Source organism: Streptomyces sp. B5E4, assembly GCF_039871555.1.
Classification (GTDB): Bacteria; Actinomycetota; Actinomycetes; order Streptomycetales; family Streptomycetaceae; genus Streptomyces.
Genome location: NZ_JBDPMI010000004.1, coordinates 105429 through 122321 on the forward strand (window position 1 = coordinate 105429; position 16893 = coordinate 122321).

Consider the following 16893-nt stretch of genomic DNA (forward strand, 5'->3'; position numbering starts at 1 on the left):
GTGTCATTAAGCCGTGCCAGAGTGTAGAGGGGCAGCCGCCGGGAGCGTTATCGTCAGCCGTCATGGGGGATCGGGCTGCCGTGGAGGGCAACGGCTGGCGGCTGCGGCTGCGGGTCGGCGGCAGAGTCCTGGGCGCGGGCATCCTCATCGCCCCGGACCGGGCCCTGACCTCGGCACACGCCCTGGACGGCACCGGCGGCGAGTTGACCGTCGACTACGCCGACTACCACGGCGCGTTCGGGCCCAGCCGCGCCCGCCCGCTGACCGGCTGCGTCAGGCCCCGCGGCACGGAGCCGGCCGACGGGGACGTCGCGCTGCTCTCGCTCGACCCGCCCCGCGCGGGCGCCCGCCCGGCGCCCCTGCGCCGCATCCCCCGCTACACGGGCGCGAAGGTGCTCATCGGCGGCTTCCCCGCGAAGGGCGACGAGGGGTTATGGGTACGGGCCCGGGTGGACGGCCCGTACGGCGCCTGGTGGCAACTGACGCCGGAGAACCAGGTGATGGTCCTCGAAGCGGGGTTCAGCGGCGCGGGCGTCGCCAACGCCCAGTTGGACCAGGTCTCCCCGGAGCCGCCGCCGGAGGTCCTGGGCATGGTCGTCAGCCGGTTCCACGACGACGGGCAGGTGCCGCAGTTCGAGAAGCGGCACGGACACATGATCCCGCTGGACCGGATCGCGGAGCTGCTGCCGGAGGTGGACCGGCTCATCGAGGGGCCCGCGCCGCGCGACGCCGCGCTCTCCGCCGTCGTACCGGCCCGTCCCGGCACGGGGGCGGACGCCGCTCTCGCCGCCTGTCTTGCCGCCTGGGCCGCTGGAGGCAGTCCTCCGGTGCTGCTCGTCACCGCACCCGAGGGCTCCGCGCGGGACCTCGCCTTCACCGCGGGTCTCGACCGCGTCGAGATCGCCCTGGACGCCGCCGGGAGCAGGGCGGACGACCTCGCGTACGCGCTGGGCGAGCGGCTGCGGCTGCCGGAGCCGTACGGCAGCGCCTTCACCGCCTGGCTGCGCGGCCGCGGCCCGCGGCCCGCACTGCGCGACTCGGGCCGGCAGCTCGACCTGCCGGTCAGGGTCGCCGTGGCCGGGGTCGACACCTCGGCGGAGCCGGTGGCGGCCCTGGGCGTGCTGACGCAACTGGTGGCGCTGGGCGTCCGGCTGCTCGTCGTGCTGCGCCGCCCCGGCGCCGAGTTCCTGGCCGCGGCGGAGCGGCAGGTGGAGTGCCCGGCACTGCGCTCGTACGCCCGCGGCCTGGTCCGCAGGGTGATCGCGCTGGAACGCGGCAGGCCGGGCCCGCGGGTGGCCAACGCCCGCAACGCCGCCCTCACCCCGTACGACTGCACCCGCCACCCGGTCCGGGAGCTGCGGGCCCTGACCAGACTGCTGCACGCGGACATCGCCCGTCTGGAGGGCCCCCGATGACCGACGCCGGCGTACCGACCCGCTGCCCGCACCGGCTGTTCTCCGGCACCGGCTGCGCGGGCGAGCTGCTGCCCGCCGGCTACTGCACGCGCTGCGGCCGGCACCGCGACGCGCCTCCGCTGCCCGAGCCGGACGGCGGCCCGGGGCAGCCGCTGGTGCTGCCGGAGCTGCCCGCGGAGGACGCGTACGACTCGGTGATCCCGGAAAACGCCCCGCTGGCCTACGGCAAGCACTGCGGCAACACCGCGTGCGGTGCACTGCTCGCCCCGCCGCTGGTGGACCCGCCCGTGCCCAACGAGGGCCACTGCCCGGCCTGCGGGCACCGCTACTCGTTCGTGCCGCGGCTGCGCGAGGGCGACATGCTCGGCCAGTACCGGGTGCTCGGCTGCCTGGCCCACGGCGGCCAGGGCTGGGTCCACCTCGCCGAGAACACCCGCCTCGAAGACACCCAGGTCGCGGTCAAGGAGCTGCTGAACCGGCACGACGAGCAACTGGCCGAGCTGGCCGAGAGCGAACGCCGCTACCTCATCGCGCTCGACCACCCGGACATCGTGCGGATCCTCGACTATCTGCGCGAGGAGGGGGGCGGCAGCGAGCAGCCGATGAACTACATCGTCATGGAGTACGTCGGCAGCAACACCCTGGAGAAGATCGTCACGGAGGTGCGGCGCGGCCGGCGACGGCTCGACATCGAGGAGGTCATCACCTACGGCTGCCGGATCCTGGACGCGCTCGACCACCTGCACCGGCGCAAGGCCCCCATCGGACCGCTGGCGTACTGCGACATGAAGCCGTCCAACGTCATCCACCACCGCGACGGACTCAAGGTCATCGACCTCGGCGGCGTCCGCCGCATCAGCGAGGCCACCGCGCCCGTCCGCACCGCAGGCTACGCCGCGCCCGAGGTCGACCGCACCGGGCCGACCGTCGCGCACGACCTGCACACCGTCGGCCGGACGCTCCAGGAGCTGGCCCGCTTCGCCGCCGCCGGCGACATCCCCGGCACCGGCATCACGTCCTTCCGGTACGTCGTGCGGTGCGCCACGGCGCCCGAGCCGGGCGACCGGTTCGCCTCCGCCGCCGAGATGAGCGAGCAACTGCGCGGCGTGCTGCGGGAGATCCGGGCGCTGCGCACCAAGCCCGACCGGCCGGAGCCGTCCGCCCTGTTCGTGCCGACGCGGCGGCTGCTCGACGCGGGTCTGGGCCAACTGCCGCCGCTGCGCCGCTGGCTGGAGCGGCCGGCGCCGCGGCGGAGCGCACGGCACTTCTCCGAGCCGCTGGACACGCGCCCGCCGGAGGCGGGCGACGTGGCGTTGGCGCTGCCGGTGCCCCGGCCGCACGCGGAGGACGGCCAGCGCGGCCTGTTCGGGCTGTCGTCGACCCATCCGGGCAGGAAGCTGCACCAGCCGGCGGGCGATCCGTCCGCCGAGATCTGCTTCCACAACGTACGGATGCATCTGCTGGCCGTGCGGGCGCCCGCGCTGGCGGAGGCGGCGGAGGAACTGGCCGAGGCCCGGGAGATCCTCGCCGGCAGCCCGCACCGGGCCTGGCAACTGGACTGGTACGAGGGGCTGCTCGATCTGGTACGGGCGCAGGCCGCCGCGGACGGCGGCGGGGCGGGGGTCACCCCGGAGGGTGACGAGGGCGCGGACGACGCGGTGTCACCCGAAGTGGCGGCGCTGAGCCGGGCGTACGGCCACTACGAGGCGGTCTACCGGCGGCTGCCCGGCGAGTACGCGCCGAAGCTGGCGCTCGGCTACTGCGCCGAGCGGCTGGCCGCCGCCGGCGCGGCCGGGACGGCCGGCGGGCGCACGCCGGCGGAGCTGCGCCGGATCGCCACCGACCACTACCGCACCGTCTGGTATCGCAACCGCATGCAGGGCAACGGCGCGTTCGGCCTGGCCCGGCTCGCACTCGCCCGCGGCAGCCGGCAGGAGGCGGTCGACGTGCTGGACAACATCCCGAGGGACTCCCCCGACCACGGCGCCGCGTGGATCGCGACCCTGCGGGTCTCGGCCGCGCGGCTGGGCCCCGACGGCCCGGCGCCGCCGCCGCTCGGCGAGATCGGCAGGGCCCGCGCGCGGCTCGCCGACGCCGCCGACACCGACAGCGCGGCGCCGCTCCATCTGGCGCAGGAGCACGGGCTGCTGCTGGAGGCGGAGTTCCTGGAGTGGGCGCTCGACCTCGTCACGGGTCCCGGCCCGGCGGGCACCGGTGACGGCTTCCCGTACGGCCGCCTCTTCGGCGAGCCGTACCGCCCGCGCGCCGGCGAACGCCCCCTGCCCCGCGCCCTGCCGTCCCGCCCGGCCGCCGCGCGAGACACCCCCGAGCGGACCATCCGGCTGCTGCTCGCCGCCTGTTACCGCAAGCTGTCCCGGCACTGCCGGGACGAGGACCGCGCGAAGCTCATCGAGCTGCACAATGCGGTCCGCCCGCCCACCGTCGTCTGACCCGCCCACTGGAGGCGAACCCCGATGGACACGCTGCGGTTCGGCCTCACCCTCGCGGACGCCGCGGAGGCGCAGCACCGGCTGCGCGCCGACGTGGCCGCGCACACCGTCGACAGCACCGTGGAGATCACCGCGGAGGCCGCGGGCGGGCCGGTCCCGGCGCCCGCCGACACCGGCGTCATCGTGGCCCTCGACTTCGCGCCCGAGCGGCTGGCGGAGACCCGCCGGGCGGTCGCCGCGGCGATCACGGCGCTGCCCGACGGCATGTCGTTCGCCGTGCTGCACGGCGGCGGCGCGCCGCGGATCTGCTACCCGTACGACGCCAGCGAGGTCTGGGCGTACGCGGACGGCATCAGCCGGAACACCGCGCGCTTCGAGGCGGAGCGGCTGCTGCCCGCCGGCGGCGCGGGGGCCGCGGGCGGCGGTCCCGGCGGCTACGCCGCGTGGCTCGACGCCGCCCGCGCGCACGTCGCCCGCGAGCCGCGCCGGATCGCCCACCTGCTCATGATCACCGACGGCCGCGGTCACGACGACGGCCGTCTCGACGCCGCGATCGACGCCTGCGCCGAGATGTTGACGTGCGACGTCATCGGCGTCGGCGGCGAGTGGGAGCCGACGCTGCCGGCCCGGATCGCGACCCGGCTGCACGGCAGGGCCGAGCTGGCGGAGGGCGCAAAGCCGCTGGCCGCCCGGCTCGCGGACATCGCCGGCCGGCTGCGGTCGACGCGGGTGCCGGCGGTGCCGGTCGAGGTGCGGCTGCGTACCGGCGTGACGCTGCGGTCCTTCCGCGAGGCGGCCCCCGTCAGCCGGGAGTTGCGGCCCGACCCGCGGCCCGCGGACGCGGACCCGTTGCGGCACGTCTTCACCACCCGGCTGTGGGACGCGGGCACCCGCCGCTACATCCTGTCCGTCGAGGCCCGCCCGGACGGTGACCCGGCGGCCGGCCGGGAGGCCGACATGCTGGAGGCCGATCTGCTGCTGGCCCAGGTCGCGCTGGGGCCCGGGGTCGCGGCGCTGCCGGGGCGGGAGGCGACGGCGGTGCGGGTGCGCTGGTCGTACGACGCGGCTCCCGGCCGGGTGCGGGCCCGGGGCGCGAGCGCGACGTACCTGCTGCGCGACGATCTGGCCGAGGCGTTCAACGCGGGCTGCACCGCCATCTCCCGCGGCGACCTGCGCACGGCGGCGGAGATGCTGGGCACGGCCGCGAAGCTCGCGTACGCGCTGAGGGACCGGGACTTCCTCGACCACGACCTGAACCGCGTCGCCGAGGTACTGGACGCGGCCAACGGCGTCGTACGGGTCCGGACGGGCGCCGCGGTCGACCGGAGCGCGGTGCTGCGCAGCCGGCTGTCGCGCGAGCAGGACCGGCCGCTGGACGTGGCCCCGCCGGCGCCCGCCGGCATCCCCTGCCCCGACCCGGACTGCGGCCGGGTCTCCACCGGCGCGGCCGGCTTCTGCGTCGCCTGCGGCACCCGGCTGGCGGCCGTGGGGAGCCCGGGGTGAGAGCCCGGCTCCGGCGGCTGCTGCGCGCGCTGCTGTTCCCGAGGACGGTCAAGTACCGGCTGCTGCGCCATCTGACGGCGGTGCTGGTGCTGGGCGCGGTCGGCAGCGCGGCGCTGCTCGTCTCGTACGACACCGTGCACCGCGTGCCCGCGGAGCTGCAGGCGCGCTCGGTGCCCGCGGTCCAGGACGCGGTGGCGTTCCGCAAAGCGCTGCGCGAGGCGGACGACCAGGTGCACCGCTCGTACGTGGACGGCCTCATGGACACCGTGGGCCCGGGCGAGCGCTACCAGCAGCAGAGCGGCGCCGCCGACCAGGCGCTGTCGCGGCTGTCCGACCGGCAGATCGAGGGCGACGACGGCCGCCGGGTCGTCGAGGTGCTGAACGTGCTGCACAAGGCGTACCAGGACGCCGTCAACGAGGCGGCCTTCTACCGGGGCACGGAGAACCGGCCGATGCGCGAGCAGAAGCTGCACGAGGCGGAAACGGTGCTGGAGCGCGACCCCACGGGCGTCTTTCCGCGGCTGAAGGAGCTCCAGCGCGACCAGCTCGCGAGCATCGAGGACGAGACGGACGTGACCGCGGCCGAGAAGGCGGGCTGGATGGTCGCCGTGACGGCGCTGCTGCTGCTGGCGCTCGTCCTGCTGCTGGCCTGGCGGGTGCTGTGGCGGTGCTGCGGGCGGCTGTTCAGCGGCTGGCTGGCGGTGGCGCTGGTGCTCGTCGGCCTCCTCGCCGCGCTGCCGCTGGCGGCGACGTACGACACCCAGGAGAAGCTGGACGCCGTCCACAGCGCGCTGGTGCGGGTCGACGACACCGACGAGCAGGACCGCATCGACGCCGAGGCCGTGACCGTACGCGAGACCATCGCGTCCACCTCGGCGGCCGCCCGCGCCCTGCCGTGGGTGGCGGCGGGCTGCGGCGTGGCGCTCGTCTGCGCCGCGAGCGGGCTGCTCTGGCGGCTGTACGACGACTACGGGAGGGACTAGCCGTGATCCGGACGTCCCGGCTGCGCCGGGTTCTCGTGGCGGTGGCCGGCGGGACCGTGCTCGCCGGCTGCGTCGGCGGCCAGCCGCCGGTCGACGAGTCGGCGGCCCGCCCGGTGACGGTGCTCGGGCCGTGGACCGGCACGCAGGAGGAGACGTTCGAGAAGCTGCTGGAGAGCAAGGGCTTCGACTACGTCTACCAGGGCACCGCCGCCCAGCGCGAGGTGCTGCTCTCCCAGGCGCAGGCCGGCACCCCGCCGGACATCGTGATCATGCCGGGCGCCGGTGAGCTGGCGGTCTACGCCGCCGAGGGACGGCTCGAACCGCTCGACGAGGAAGGGCTGTACGCGAAGGAGGAGTACCACCCCCCGTGGACCCCGCGGGCCACCGGGAAGTCCGGCGAGCGGGTGTACTGGGTACCGGTGCGCGTGGCCCTGAAGAGCATCGTCTGGTACCGGGCGGCCAACGGCAGGCCCGAGACCGTAGGGGCCCGGGAGTGGTGCGTGGGCATGGGCGACGACGGCGCCGCCGGCTGGCCCGGCAGTGACTGGATCGAGGACCTGCTGCTCCAGACCGCAGGGCCGCGGACGTACGCCCGCTGGGCGCGCGGCGAGCTGGCCTGGACGACGGAGGCCGTCGTCCAGGCCTGGACGGCGTGGGGCACGCTGATGAAGTCGGACGGCGCCGGTCCCGCGCGCTGGGCGCTGCTCAACGACTACCGGGGCCCGGGAGACCAGGGGCTGCTGTTCGACGGGCGGGTGGAGACCGACGAGCGGTGCGTGGCCGAACACCAGGGCTCGTTCGCACGGGACCTGTACGGGAAGGAGGACCACCGCGCGGACTACACACCCTCGGCCCCGTACCTGCCGGGCACGTGGAACGCGCGCGGGCGGGAGGTGAGCGGGGACTTCGCGGCGCTCCTCGACGACCGCGAGAAGACCCGGGAGGTGTTCCGGTTCCTCGCCTCGAAGGAGGGGCAGCGGGCCTGGGCCAGGACCTCGAAGTCGCCGGTCTACAGCGCCAACTCCGAGCGGGGCATGCCGGGCAGGGAGGGTTCGGTGACGCGGCGGATCGTCCGCGACCTGGAGGACACCACCCTGCCGCGCTGCCTGGACGCCTCCGATGTGATGCCGCCGGCGGTGCGGGACGCGTTCTGGAACGCGGCGCTGCAGTACCTCGCCGCGGACGGGCTCGACCCGCTGCCGTGGCTGCGGAACATCCAGAAGGTGCAGGAGTTCGAGAAGCGGCGGCCCTGGATGACGGGCATCTGCGGCTGACCCGCCGTCCCGTACGCGCCCCGCCGCCCGTCTCCCGTACCGGCCGCGAACTGCACAGACGTGCACCTCGGCTCTCCCCAGGCCGGCCCCGCGGCACTAGGGTCTGCCCCATGACCGCCGCGATCTCCGTCACCGACCTGGCCAAGCGCTACGGCGACGTGCGCGCGGTCGACGGCGTGAGCTTCGAGGTCCGCGAGGGCGAGTTCTTCGGGCTGCTGGGGCCGAACGGCGCCGGCAAGACCACCACCCTGGAGATGGTCGAGGGCCTGCGCCGCCCCGACGGGGGCCGGGCGGTGCTGCTCGGCGAGCCGTCCTGGCCGCGCAACCAGGCGCTGCTGCGGCGCATCGGCGTGCAGCTCCAGGCGTCCGCGTTCTTCGAGAAGCTGACCGCCCGCGAGCAGATACGCACCTTCGCCTCCCTCTACGGCGTATCCGACGAGCGGGCCGACGCGATGCTCGCGGAGGTCGGCCTCACCGAGAAGGCCGGCACCCGCGAGGACAAGCTCTCCGGTGGCAGGCGGGCAGCGTCGGCGGGGTCCTCAGGTCCGTCGTGGACCAGGCCAGCATCGCGGCGACCGGGCAGCCGCCCGTACACGCTGACCTGCGGGCAGGTCGAGGACGAGTCCCTCCAGGCGGGACGCGTCGTAGCCGGGACGCCCCCGCCCGCGTGCGGTCCTACGACTTCCGTCCTCGGCCGGGCGGGATGAGACCATGGATCCGATGACAGAGATTCCAGTGGGACCGCCGCCGCCCGGGACGTTCTACGAGCAGGTGGGCGGCGAAGAGACGTTCCGCCGCCTCGTGCACCGGTTCTACGAGGGCGTGGCGGAGGATCCGCTGCTGCGCCCGATGTACCCCGAGGAGGACCTCGGTCCTGCGGAGGAGCGGCTGACGCTGTTCCTCATCCAGTACTGGGGCGGCCCGCGTACGTACAGCGAGGCGCGCGGCCACCCGCGGCTGCGCATGCGGCACGCGCCGTTCGCCGTGGACCGCGCGGCGCACGACGCCTGGCTGCGCCACATGCGGACGGCGGTGGACGAGTTGAAGCTGCCGCCGGCGCAGGAGAAGCAGCTCTGGGACTACCTCGTGTACGCCGCGGCCTCGATGGTCAACACCCCCGGCTGACCGGCGGATTCCGTTCCGTATCCGCGGGTTACAGCCGGTCACGATCAGGTCAATTTCCCCCTCCACTCGCTACCGCGTGCGAACGCGCTCTGACAGCATCCAGACAATTCGGCGGTGGTGTCAGGGGGATGCGTGACGGGGTTCGTTCTGCTGCGGGCGCGCGCCCACGGGCTGCTCCTCGCCGCGGCCCTGCTCGCCGTGCTGCTGACCACCGCCGTCCTGGCCACGCTCGCCGCCTTCTCCGGCACCGTCGGCGACGCCGCGCTGCGCCGCACGCTGGCCGGTGACGCGGCGGCCGACGCGGCGCTCACCCTGGAAGTCCCGTATCTGACGGGCGAGGACCGGGCGGCGGCGGGCAAGGCGGTCGGGGACAACGCGCACGCGGCCTTCGCGGGTCTGCCGGTACGGGTCCAGAGCCTGGACCGCTCCGGCCCCTACGAGCTGCCTCGCCGGCTCCAGCCGCCGGCGGCGCAGGCCGGGGAGGACCCGGATCTGACGCATCTGGGGGTGCTGGAGCGGTCGGAGGTCGCGCTGGCGGCGGGCCGCTGGCCGGGGGCGGCGGCCAGGGCACCGGAGGGCACGCCGGACGGGGCGGACGGCGGCACCGTGCAGGTCGCCGTGCCGCAGATCGCCGCCGACCGGCTCGGCCTCGCCCCCGGCGACACCCTCACCCTCGCGGGACGGAGCGACGACGACCCCCCGCTGCCCGTCGAGATCACCGGCGTCTACCGCCCCCGCGACCGCGACGCCCCCTACTGGCTCGCCGACGAACTCCGCGGCAAGGGCGTCCAGCAGGGCGGCTACACCACCTACGGCCCGCTGCTCGCCGACCCCGGCTCCTTCACCTCCGGCCGGGTGGTGCAGGCCGCCGGCGCGTGGGTACTGCGCGGCGCCTTCGACGAGATGACCGCCGGCCGCGCGGACGCCCTGCGCGCCTCCGTGAAGAAGGCCTCCGGCGCGCTCGCGGACGAACCGGTCTTCGACGGCCGTGCGGTGGCCACCACCCGGCTCCCCCAGCTCCTCGACGGCACCGAACGGGCCCTGCTCGTCAGCCGGTCCACCCTGCTGATCGTCGCCCTCCAGCTCGTGCTGCTCGCCGCGTACGCGCTGATGCTCGTCGCCCGGCTGCTCGGCGCGGAGCGCCGCGGCGAGACGGACCTGCTACGCGCCCGCGGCGGCTCGCGGCAGCGCATCGGCGTGCTGACCGCCGCCGAGTCGCTGCTCCTCGCGCTGCCCGCCGCGATCGCCGCGCCGCTGCTCGCCGGGCCGCTGATCCGGCTGCTGTCCGCACGGGGCCCGCTGGAGCGGGCCGGGCTCACCCCGGACTCCGCGGCGGGCAGCGGCACGTGGCTGGTCGCCGCCGGCTGCGCGCTGGGCTGCGCGGCGGCGGTCGTCGCGCCGACGCTGCTGCGCGGCGGCGGCGCCGACGGGGTGCTCTCCGCGGGCCGTACGGTACGGGCCAGGCCGCTGCCCGCGCCGCTGCGCGCGGGCGCGGACGGGGCGCTGCTGGTGGTGGCGGGGGTGGCCTACTGGCAGTTGGACCGGCAGACCTCCGGCAGCGGCGCGCTGAGCGGCGACCGCTCCGGCACCCTGGGCATCGACCCGGTGCTCGTCGCCGCGCCCGCGCTGGCGCTCCTGGCCGGCACGGTGCTGACGCTGCGCCTCCTGCCGCCCGTCGCCCGCCTCGCGGAGCGCCGCGCGGCGGCGGGGCGGGGGCTGCCCTCGGCGCTGGCCGGCTGGCAGTTGAGCCGCCGCCCGCTGCGCGGCGCCGGTCCCGTGCTGCTGCTGGTGCTGGCGGTGGCGATCGGCATGCTGGCGCTGGCCCAGGGCGCCTCGTGGGACCGCTCGCAGCGCGACCAGGCGGACTTCCACGCGGGCACCGACGTACGGGTCCTGACCAGCCGGCTTCCCGAGCTGGGGCAGGGCGGCATGATGGAGCGCGTCCCGGGCGTGACCGCCGCGGCCCCGGCGGCCCGGTGGGGCATGAGCCTGTCGGGCGGCGAGTCGGCGGAGGTCCTGGCCCTGGACACGGCCCGGGCGGCGAAGGGCCTGCGCCTGCGGGACGACCTGGCGGCCGGCACCGGAGGCGCGGAGCTGCTGCGCAAGCTGGCCCCGGGGGGGCCGGTGGGGGAGCAGGAGTCGGCTCCGCCGGGGCCGGAGGACAAGCGGGAGTCTTCCGCGGGCGCGGAAGACGCAGGCTCCGGCGCGTACGCCACGGGCGGCACGGACGCCGCAGACAGTACGCGCGCCGCAGGCGGCACGCGGCACCCTGCCGCGGGCGCGCAGCGCCCTGCGGGCAGCCCGCCCCCGGACGCGCGGCGCGCGGAAACCGCGCCCGCAGAAACCGCGGCCCACCCCGCCGCGCGCGCGGAGCGCGCCGTCGGCGACCCGGACCCGGTCGACCGACCGGCTGCGCCGGAGCAGGCGGTCCCGGCCGCGGCGCGCGCCGGAGGCGCGGGCGCCGCGGCCCCCGCTGCCTCCGCAGCCCTCGCGGCGCGGACCCGCGCCGGAGGGCTGGAGCTGCCCGGGCTGCCCGGGGAGGTGCGGGTGGTGGCACGGCTCGGCGCCGACGCGACCGCGCGCGGGCGGGCCGCGGTGACCGTCCTCGTCGAGGACCGGTACGGGGCCGCGTACGAGCTGCCCGCCGGCGACCTCCCCGCGGACGGCCGTACGCACACCCTCGTCGCCGACGTCGCCGCCGCGGCGGCCGCCCCCGACGGCCGACCCGCGGGGCCGCTGCGGCTCACGGGGCTCCGGCTCGTCCACCCGCAGCCGCGGGACGGCGGGGAGCGCCGGCTCGACGTCGAGCGCGTCGAGGTCGCCAAGCCGCTCGGCGACGAGGGCGAGGACGCCGGCGTCCGGGAGGTGCCCGTGCCCGACGGGTTCACCTGGCACGGCCGCGCGGTCTCCGAACCCGAGGCGCTGCACGACGAGGTCCCCGCCGCCGTCACCGAACGGCCCCGTACCGCCGACGACTCCGCGCTCTCCCTGCGCTACGACACCGGCGACCAGTACTACGACACCTGGACCGGCCCGCCCCTGGTCACCCTCACCGTCACCGCCGCGCGCGCCCCCACGCCGCCGCTCACCGCGCTGGCCACCGGCAAGATGCTCAAGTCCACCGGCGCGAAGGTCGGCGACACGATCAGCGTGCCCGTCCCCGGCGGCAGCCTGTCCGTGAAGGTCACCGGCTCGCTGGAGGAGCTGCCGACCACGGGACCCGGCTCCCCCGCCGCCACCGCGGAGTCCTCGCGCGCCCGGTTCGGCGGCGCCCTGCTCCTCGACCTGCCCACCGTCAACAGCGCGCTGACCCAGCGGGGCCTGGCCACGCTGCTGCCGTCGGAGTGGTGGCTGACGACGCGGCCGGGCGAGACGGACACCACCGTCGCCGCCCTGCGCGACCGCGCCGACACCGACCCCGGCAACGTCCTCGTACGCGACGAGCTCGCCGACGAACTCGGCAGCGACCCGCTCGGCGCGGGACCGCAGGCCGCGCTCGCCGCCACCGCCGTCGCCGCGGCGGTGCTGGCCGCGCTCGGCTTCGCCGTCAGCGCGGCGGCGTCCGTACGCGAACGCACCCGCGAGTTCGCCGTCCTGCGCGCACTCGGCGCCCCGCAGCGGCAGTTGGCGCGCACGTTCGCCGCCGAGCAGAGCGTGCTGATCTCGCTCGCGCTGGCCGCCGGGATGCTGCTCGGCTGGGCGCTGGCCCGCTCCGTCATCCCGCTCATCACCCTCACGGGCCGGGCCGCGCAGCCGGTTCCGCCGGTGGTGGTGGAGCTGCCGGCGGGGTCCGTGGCGGGCCTGCTGGCGGCGGTCGCCGCCGTTCCCGTCCTCGTCACCGTGCTCGTCGCGCTGCGCCGCGGCGACCCGGCGACGGCACTGCGCCTGGGAGGCGAGTGACATGCCGCCCACCCGTGCCGCGGCCCGGCCGTCCCCGTCCACACCGGGAGGCCGGTGACATGCCCGCACAGGACCCGTCGGAGGCACCCGAGTCCGCGGACGCCCTTAACGCCCCGGACGCCCCGGACGCCCCGGACGCCCCGGACGCCCCCGCAGGACCGTCTCGCGGCTCCCGCCCGCCCGGCGCCGCCCCCTGGGTGCGGACCCGGCTGCGGGCCGCCCCCGGCGGCGCGGTCGCCCTCGCGCTGCTCGTGGTCGTCACCGCGTTCCTCGCCGCCGCGTTCCCGCGCGGCGTCGACACGTACGAGGACCGCGAGGCCCGCCGGCTGATCGACGGCGCCACGGCCGCCGAGCGGAACGTGGCGCTGACCGCGCAGCCGGACCCCGAGGTGAGGTTCGAGGACCAGGCGGAGTCGATGGGCGGGCGGGTCGTCGAGCGGTTCGTGCAGCCGGTGCTGCGGGAGTTCCGCGACCCGCTGCGGGCGGAGCGCGGGCAGGTCTCGTACGGCGTACGGACCCAGCCCGTGCTGGTCACGGACGACCCGTGGCTGCCGAAGACCGACGGGCAGCGGCCCGAGGTGCAGCTCGACGCGCGCGCCGGGGTCGAGGAGCGCGCCCGGGTCGTCGAAGGACGGCTGCCGGAGCCGACGGCGTACGAGGCCGAGGGCGGCGGCGACATCGCCTTCGAGGCCGCCGTCACCGCCGCCACCGCGGACAGGCTGCACATACGCGTCGGCTCCCGCGTCCACCTCCCGCGCTCCGAGGGCACGGTCACCGTCCGCGTCACGGGCATCCTGGCGCCGAAGGCGCCGGGCAGCGACTACTGGTCCGTCGACCCGCTCCTGCGCACCCCCGAGCTGCGCCAGCGGCCCGAGTCGCTCGAACCGCAGCGCTACTGGGCCGCCGCCCTCCTGCTGCACCCCGACAGCGGCCCCGCGCTCTTCGCCGGGACGCAGTCGTTCAGCCCGTCCTTCGAGGACGGGGGCACCTCGCCGTACTGGAACGTGCCCGTGGCCGGCGGTGAGCTCCGCGGCCGGAACGTGACCGCCGTGCTCGACGCCCTGTCGACGCTCCAGGAGGGCCCCGGCTTCGAGCGGCTCGCCCAGCGGACCGGCGGCACGCTCGACATCTCCACCGGCGCCCTCGGGCTGCTCGCCGGCTACACGGGGGTGCGCCACGCCGTCACGCCGGTCGTGGCCGTCGCCGCCTTCGGCGTCGGCGCCGTCGCGGCGGTGGTGGTGGGTATGAGCGGCGGCCTCGCCGCGTCCCGGCGCCGCGCCGAGCTGGCGCTGCTCCGCTCCCGCGGCGGGTCCCTGCGGGGCATCGCCGTCCGCCTCCTCGCCGAGAACGCCGCCGCCGTGCTGCCCGCCGCCGCGGCCGGCTACGGCCTCGCCGTCCTGCTGCTGCCGGACGCGCGGCACGGGCCCGCGCTGCTCGCGGCGGGGGCGACGGCGGCGCTGGCGCTGGGCGCGCTGCCCGTGCTCGCGGTGACCGCCGTGCGCCGGCCCAAGCCCCCGGTCCGTACCGACCTGGTCCGGGCCCGGCCCTCGCGGCAGCGGCTGGTGGCGGAGGTGACGGCGGTGGTGCTCGCGGTCGGCGCCATCGGGGTGCTGCGCCGCAGGGGCGACGCGGACGGCGGCGCCGACGCGCTGGTCAGCGCGGCGCCCGTGCTCGTCGGGGCCGTCGCCGCGGCCGTGTTCGTACGCCTGTATCCGCTGCCGCTGCGGCTGGCCGCCCGCCCGGCGGCGTGGGCGCGCGGGGCGCTCGGCTTCCTGTCGCTGGCCCGCGCCGGGCGGGCCCCCGCGGCGTCCGCGCTGCCGCTGCTGGCGCTGCTCGTCGCGCTGACGACCGCCTCGTTCGGCGGCTCGGTGCTCGCGGGGGTGGCCGACGCGCGCAAGACGGCCTCGCTGCACAGCGTCGGCGGCGACGCCCGCCTCACCTCGGCCTCGCCGCTGCCCGACGGGATCGCCGCGAAGGCGATGAAGGTGGACGGCGTACGGCATGCGGCCTCCGTCAGCACCGAGAGCGGGCTGCAGGTCATCGGGCTCAGCGGGGACCTCACGCTGCTGACCGTCGACGCGACCGCGTACGCGCGCCTCAGCGCCGACCTGGGCCTCGGCCCCTTCGACGCCGCCCGGCTCCGGGACGAGAACGGCGGCAGGGCGCTGCCCGCGCTCGTCTCGCCCGGCGTCGCCGACCTGATCGGCGACGGCACGCTGGGGCTGCAGTCGTCCCGGGGCCGGATCACGGCGGAGGTCGCCGCGGTACGGCGGGTGACGCCGGCGCTGACGGGCGGCCAGTTCGCCGTGGTGGACGCCGAGAGCGTGGCGCGGCAACTGCCCGGTACGGAGAAGGTGGTCGAGGCGCTCCCCGACACGCTGCTGCTCTCCGCCGCCGGCGGCCTGGACGGCGCCGCGCTGCGCGACCTGGCCCACGACTCCGCGCCCGGCGCCACCCTGCTGCTGCGCGACGACGTGACGGACGACCTGGCTGCCTCGGAGCTCCAGCGCGGCGCGGAGCGGCTGTACGCCGCCGCCGCCGTCGCCGCCACCGGCTACGCCCTGCTCGCCGTCCTGCTGTCGCTCCTGCGGGCCGCCCCCGAGCGCGTCGCGCTGCTGGCGCGGCTGCGCACGATGGGCTTCAGCCGACGGGACGGGCGGCGGCTGCTGGTGCTGGAGGCGCTGCCGCAGTTGGTGGCGGCCGGGCTGGTCGGGGCGCTGGCCGGGCTGGTCACCGTACGGCTGCTGGGGCCCGGGATCGATCTGAGCGCGCTCGCGCTCGGCGAGGAGAGCCCCGACCTGCTCGGCCCCGGCGGCGCGGAGCTGCGGGCGGACCCGCTGGCGCTGACGCTGCCGTCGGTGGCGGTGCCGGGGCTGGCGCTGGCGGCGGTGCTGGTGCAGGCGTGGTGGGGCGGCAGACGGCGGGCCGTACAGGAACTGCGGGCCGGGGAGAGGGAGTGAGATGGCCCAGAGGCGAGAGAGCACGGGCGGTATGAGGAGCGGGACGACGCTGGAGGACCTGGAGCGGCGGGCGGCGGAAGAACGCGCCAAGCCGGCGTACGGGCACGACGCGCTGATCGCCTGCGACCAGCTCGTCCGCATCTTCCGCACGGACGGCGTGGAGGTGCAGGCGCTGCAGGGTCTCGACCTGCTGGTCGCCGACGGCGAGTTGCTGGCCCTGATCGGCGCCTCCGGCAGCGGCAAGTCGACCCTGCTCGGCATCCTCGCCGGCCTCGACGTCCCCACCGCGGGCACCGCCACGGTCGCGGGCTTCGACCTGCTGGCGATGGACGCGCGGGCGCGGCTGCGCTACCGCCGGGAGGTCGTCGGCTTCGTCTGGCAGCAGACCGCGCGCAACCTGCTGCCGTACCTGACCGCCGTGCAGAACGTCGTGCTGCCGATGCAGCTCAGCGAGGGCGGCGGCGGCCGCCACGCGCGCCGCCGCCGGGTGGCGTTCGCCGAGGAACTCCTGGGCCTCCTGGGCCTCGCCCACTGCCGCGACCGCCGCCCGCAGCAGATGTCCGGCGGCGAACAGCAGCGCGCGGCGATCGCCGTGGCGCTGGCCAACTCCCCTGCGGTGATCCTGGCGGACGAGCCGACGGGCGAGCTGGACTCGGCGACGGCGGAACAGATCTTCGCCGCCTTCCGCACGGCGAACGAGGAACTGGGGACGACGATCGTCATCGTCACGCACGACCAGGCGGTGGCCACGCAGGTCCGCCGCACGGTCGCGATCCGCGACGGCCGGATGGCGTCGGAGGTCCTCCGCCGCACGGAGGTCGACGCGAGCGGCGAGGAGCGGGTGGTGGCCCGCGAATACGCCGCGGTGGACCGCACGGGCCGCCTCCAGCTCCCACAGCGGTACACGGAGGCCCTGGACATCCGCGACCGGGTGGTCCTGGACCTGGAGGAGGACCACATCAGGGTGAGCCCGGACCGGGAGGACGGGGAGTAGCCGCGGAGCGTCGGACCGGTACGAGCGGGACGGCAGGAGGGACAGGAAGGCAGCCCCGCCAGAGCCGGAGCCCGCCAGAGCCGGAGCCCGCCAGAGCCGGAGCCCGCCAGAGCCGGAGCCCGCCAGAGCCGGAGCCCGCCAGAGCCGGAGCCCGCCAGAGCCGGAGCCCGCCAGAGCCGGAGCCCGCCAGAGCCGCCTCGCCGAGCGCCTGCGGCGCCGGCGGACGGCGGCCCAGGGTCGGTCCCGTACCGGCGACTCCCCGTCCTCCGGTCCCGTGCGGCCGCCGACC

The 16893-nt window shown here is 76.7% G+C and carries 10 protein-coding genes; all 10 read left to right on the forward strand.

The genetic code is table 11. The features are described from left to right. The first annotated feature begins 62 nt into the window (after positions 1 to 62). Complete coding sequence (locus ABGA99_RS07695) at positions 63 to 1415, forward strand: serine protease (protein ID WP_347576553.1); 1353 nt, start codon at positions 63 to 65, stop codon at positions 1413 to 1415. Next, positions 1412 to 3865, forward strand: coding sequence for a tetratricopeptide repeat protein (locus tag ABGA99_RS07700; RefSeq protein WP_347576554.1), 2454 nt, complete (start codon positions 1412 to 1414; stop codon positions 3863 to 3865). The genes ABGA99_RS07695 and ABGA99_RS07700 overlap by 4 nt, the downstream gene beginning before the upstream one ends. 24 nt (positions 3866 to 3889) lie before the next feature. Next, complete coding sequence (locus ABGA99_RS07705; protein ID WP_347582372.1) at positions 3890 to 5368, forward strand: hypothetical protein; 1479 nt, start codon at positions 3890 to 3892, stop codon at positions 5366 to 5368. Then, positions 5365 to 6351 carry a hypothetical protein gene (locus ABGA99_RS07710; protein WP_347582373.1) on the forward strand — a complete coding sequence of 329 codons (987 nt, stop codon included), beginning with the start codon at positions 5365 to 5367 and terminating at the stop codon, positions 6349 to 6351. Before ABGA99_RS07705 ends, ABGA99_RS07710 begins: the two co-directional genes overlap by 4 nt. A gap of 2 nt (positions 6352 to 6353) precedes the next feature. After that, on the forward strand, positions 6354 to 7625 hold the full coding sequence (locus ABGA99_RS07715; RefSeq protein ID WP_347582374.1) for an ABC transporter substrate-binding protein: 1272 nt from the start codon (positions 6354 to 6356) through the stop codon (positions 7623 to 7625). A gap of 110 nt (positions 7626 to 7735) precedes the next feature. Then, complete coding sequence (locus tag ABGA99_RS07720; protein ID WP_347582375.1) at positions 7736 to 8332, forward strand: ABC transporter ATP-binding protein; 597 nt, start codon at positions 7736 to 7738, stop codon at positions 8330 to 8332. Between the two features lie 13 nt (positions 8333 to 8345). After that, on the forward strand, positions 8346 to 8750 hold the full coding sequence (locus ABGA99_RS07725; RefSeq protein ID WP_347576558.1) for a globin: 405 nt from the start codon (positions 8346 to 8348) through the stop codon (positions 8748 to 8750). A gap of 132 nt (positions 8751 to 8882) precedes the next feature. Beyond that, entirely contained in the window at positions 8883 to 12650 is a 3768-nt protein-coding gene (locus tag ABGA99_RS07730; protein WP_347582376.1) for an ABC transporter permease, read from the forward strand. A 59-nt stretch (positions 12651 to 12709) separates the two neighbouring features. Continuing rightward, positions 12710 to 15610, forward strand: coding sequence for a hypothetical protein (locus ABGA99_RS07735; RefSeq protein WP_347582377.1), 2901 nt, complete (start codon positions 12710 to 12712; stop codon positions 15608 to 15610). Positions 15611 to 15641: 31 nt separating this feature from the next. Further along, positions 15642 to 16604: an ABC transporter ATP-binding protein gene (locus ABGA99_RS07740; RefSeq protein ID WP_347576754.1), complete on the forward strand. Its 963-nt coding sequence runs from the start codon at positions 15642 to 15644 to the stop codon at positions 16602 to 16604. The last annotated feature ends 289 nt before the right edge of the window (positions 16605 to 16893 follow it).

Coding starts and splice junctions, on each gene's coding strand:
- ABGA99_RS07695 (WP_347576553.1), top strand. CDS start 63: ATGGGGGATCGGGCTGCCGTGGAGGGCAACGGCTGGCGGCTGCGGCTG.
- ABGA99_RS07700 (WP_347576554.1), top strand. CDS start 1,412: ATGACCGACGCCGGCGTACCGACCCGCTGCCCGCACCGGCTGTTCTCC.
- ABGA99_RS07705 (WP_347582372.1), top strand. CDS start 3,890: ATGGACACGCTGCGGTTCGGCCTCACCCTCGCGGACGCCGCGGAGGCG.
- ABGA99_RS07720 (WP_347582375.1), top strand. CDS start 7,736: ATGACCGCCGCGATCTCCGTCACCGACCTGGCCAAGCGCTACGGCGAC.
- ABGA99_RS07725 (WP_347576558.1), top strand. CDS start 8,346: ATGACAGAGATTCCAGTGGGACCGCCGCCGCCCGGGACGTTCTACGAG.
- ABGA99_RS07735 (WP_347582377.1), top strand. CDS start 12,710: ATGCCCGCACAGGACCCGTCGGAGGCACCCGAGTCCGCGGACGCCCTT.
- ABGA99_RS07740 (WP_347576754.1), top strand. CDS start 15,642: ATGAGGAGCGGGACGACGCTGGAGGACCTGGAGCGGCGGGCGGCGGAA.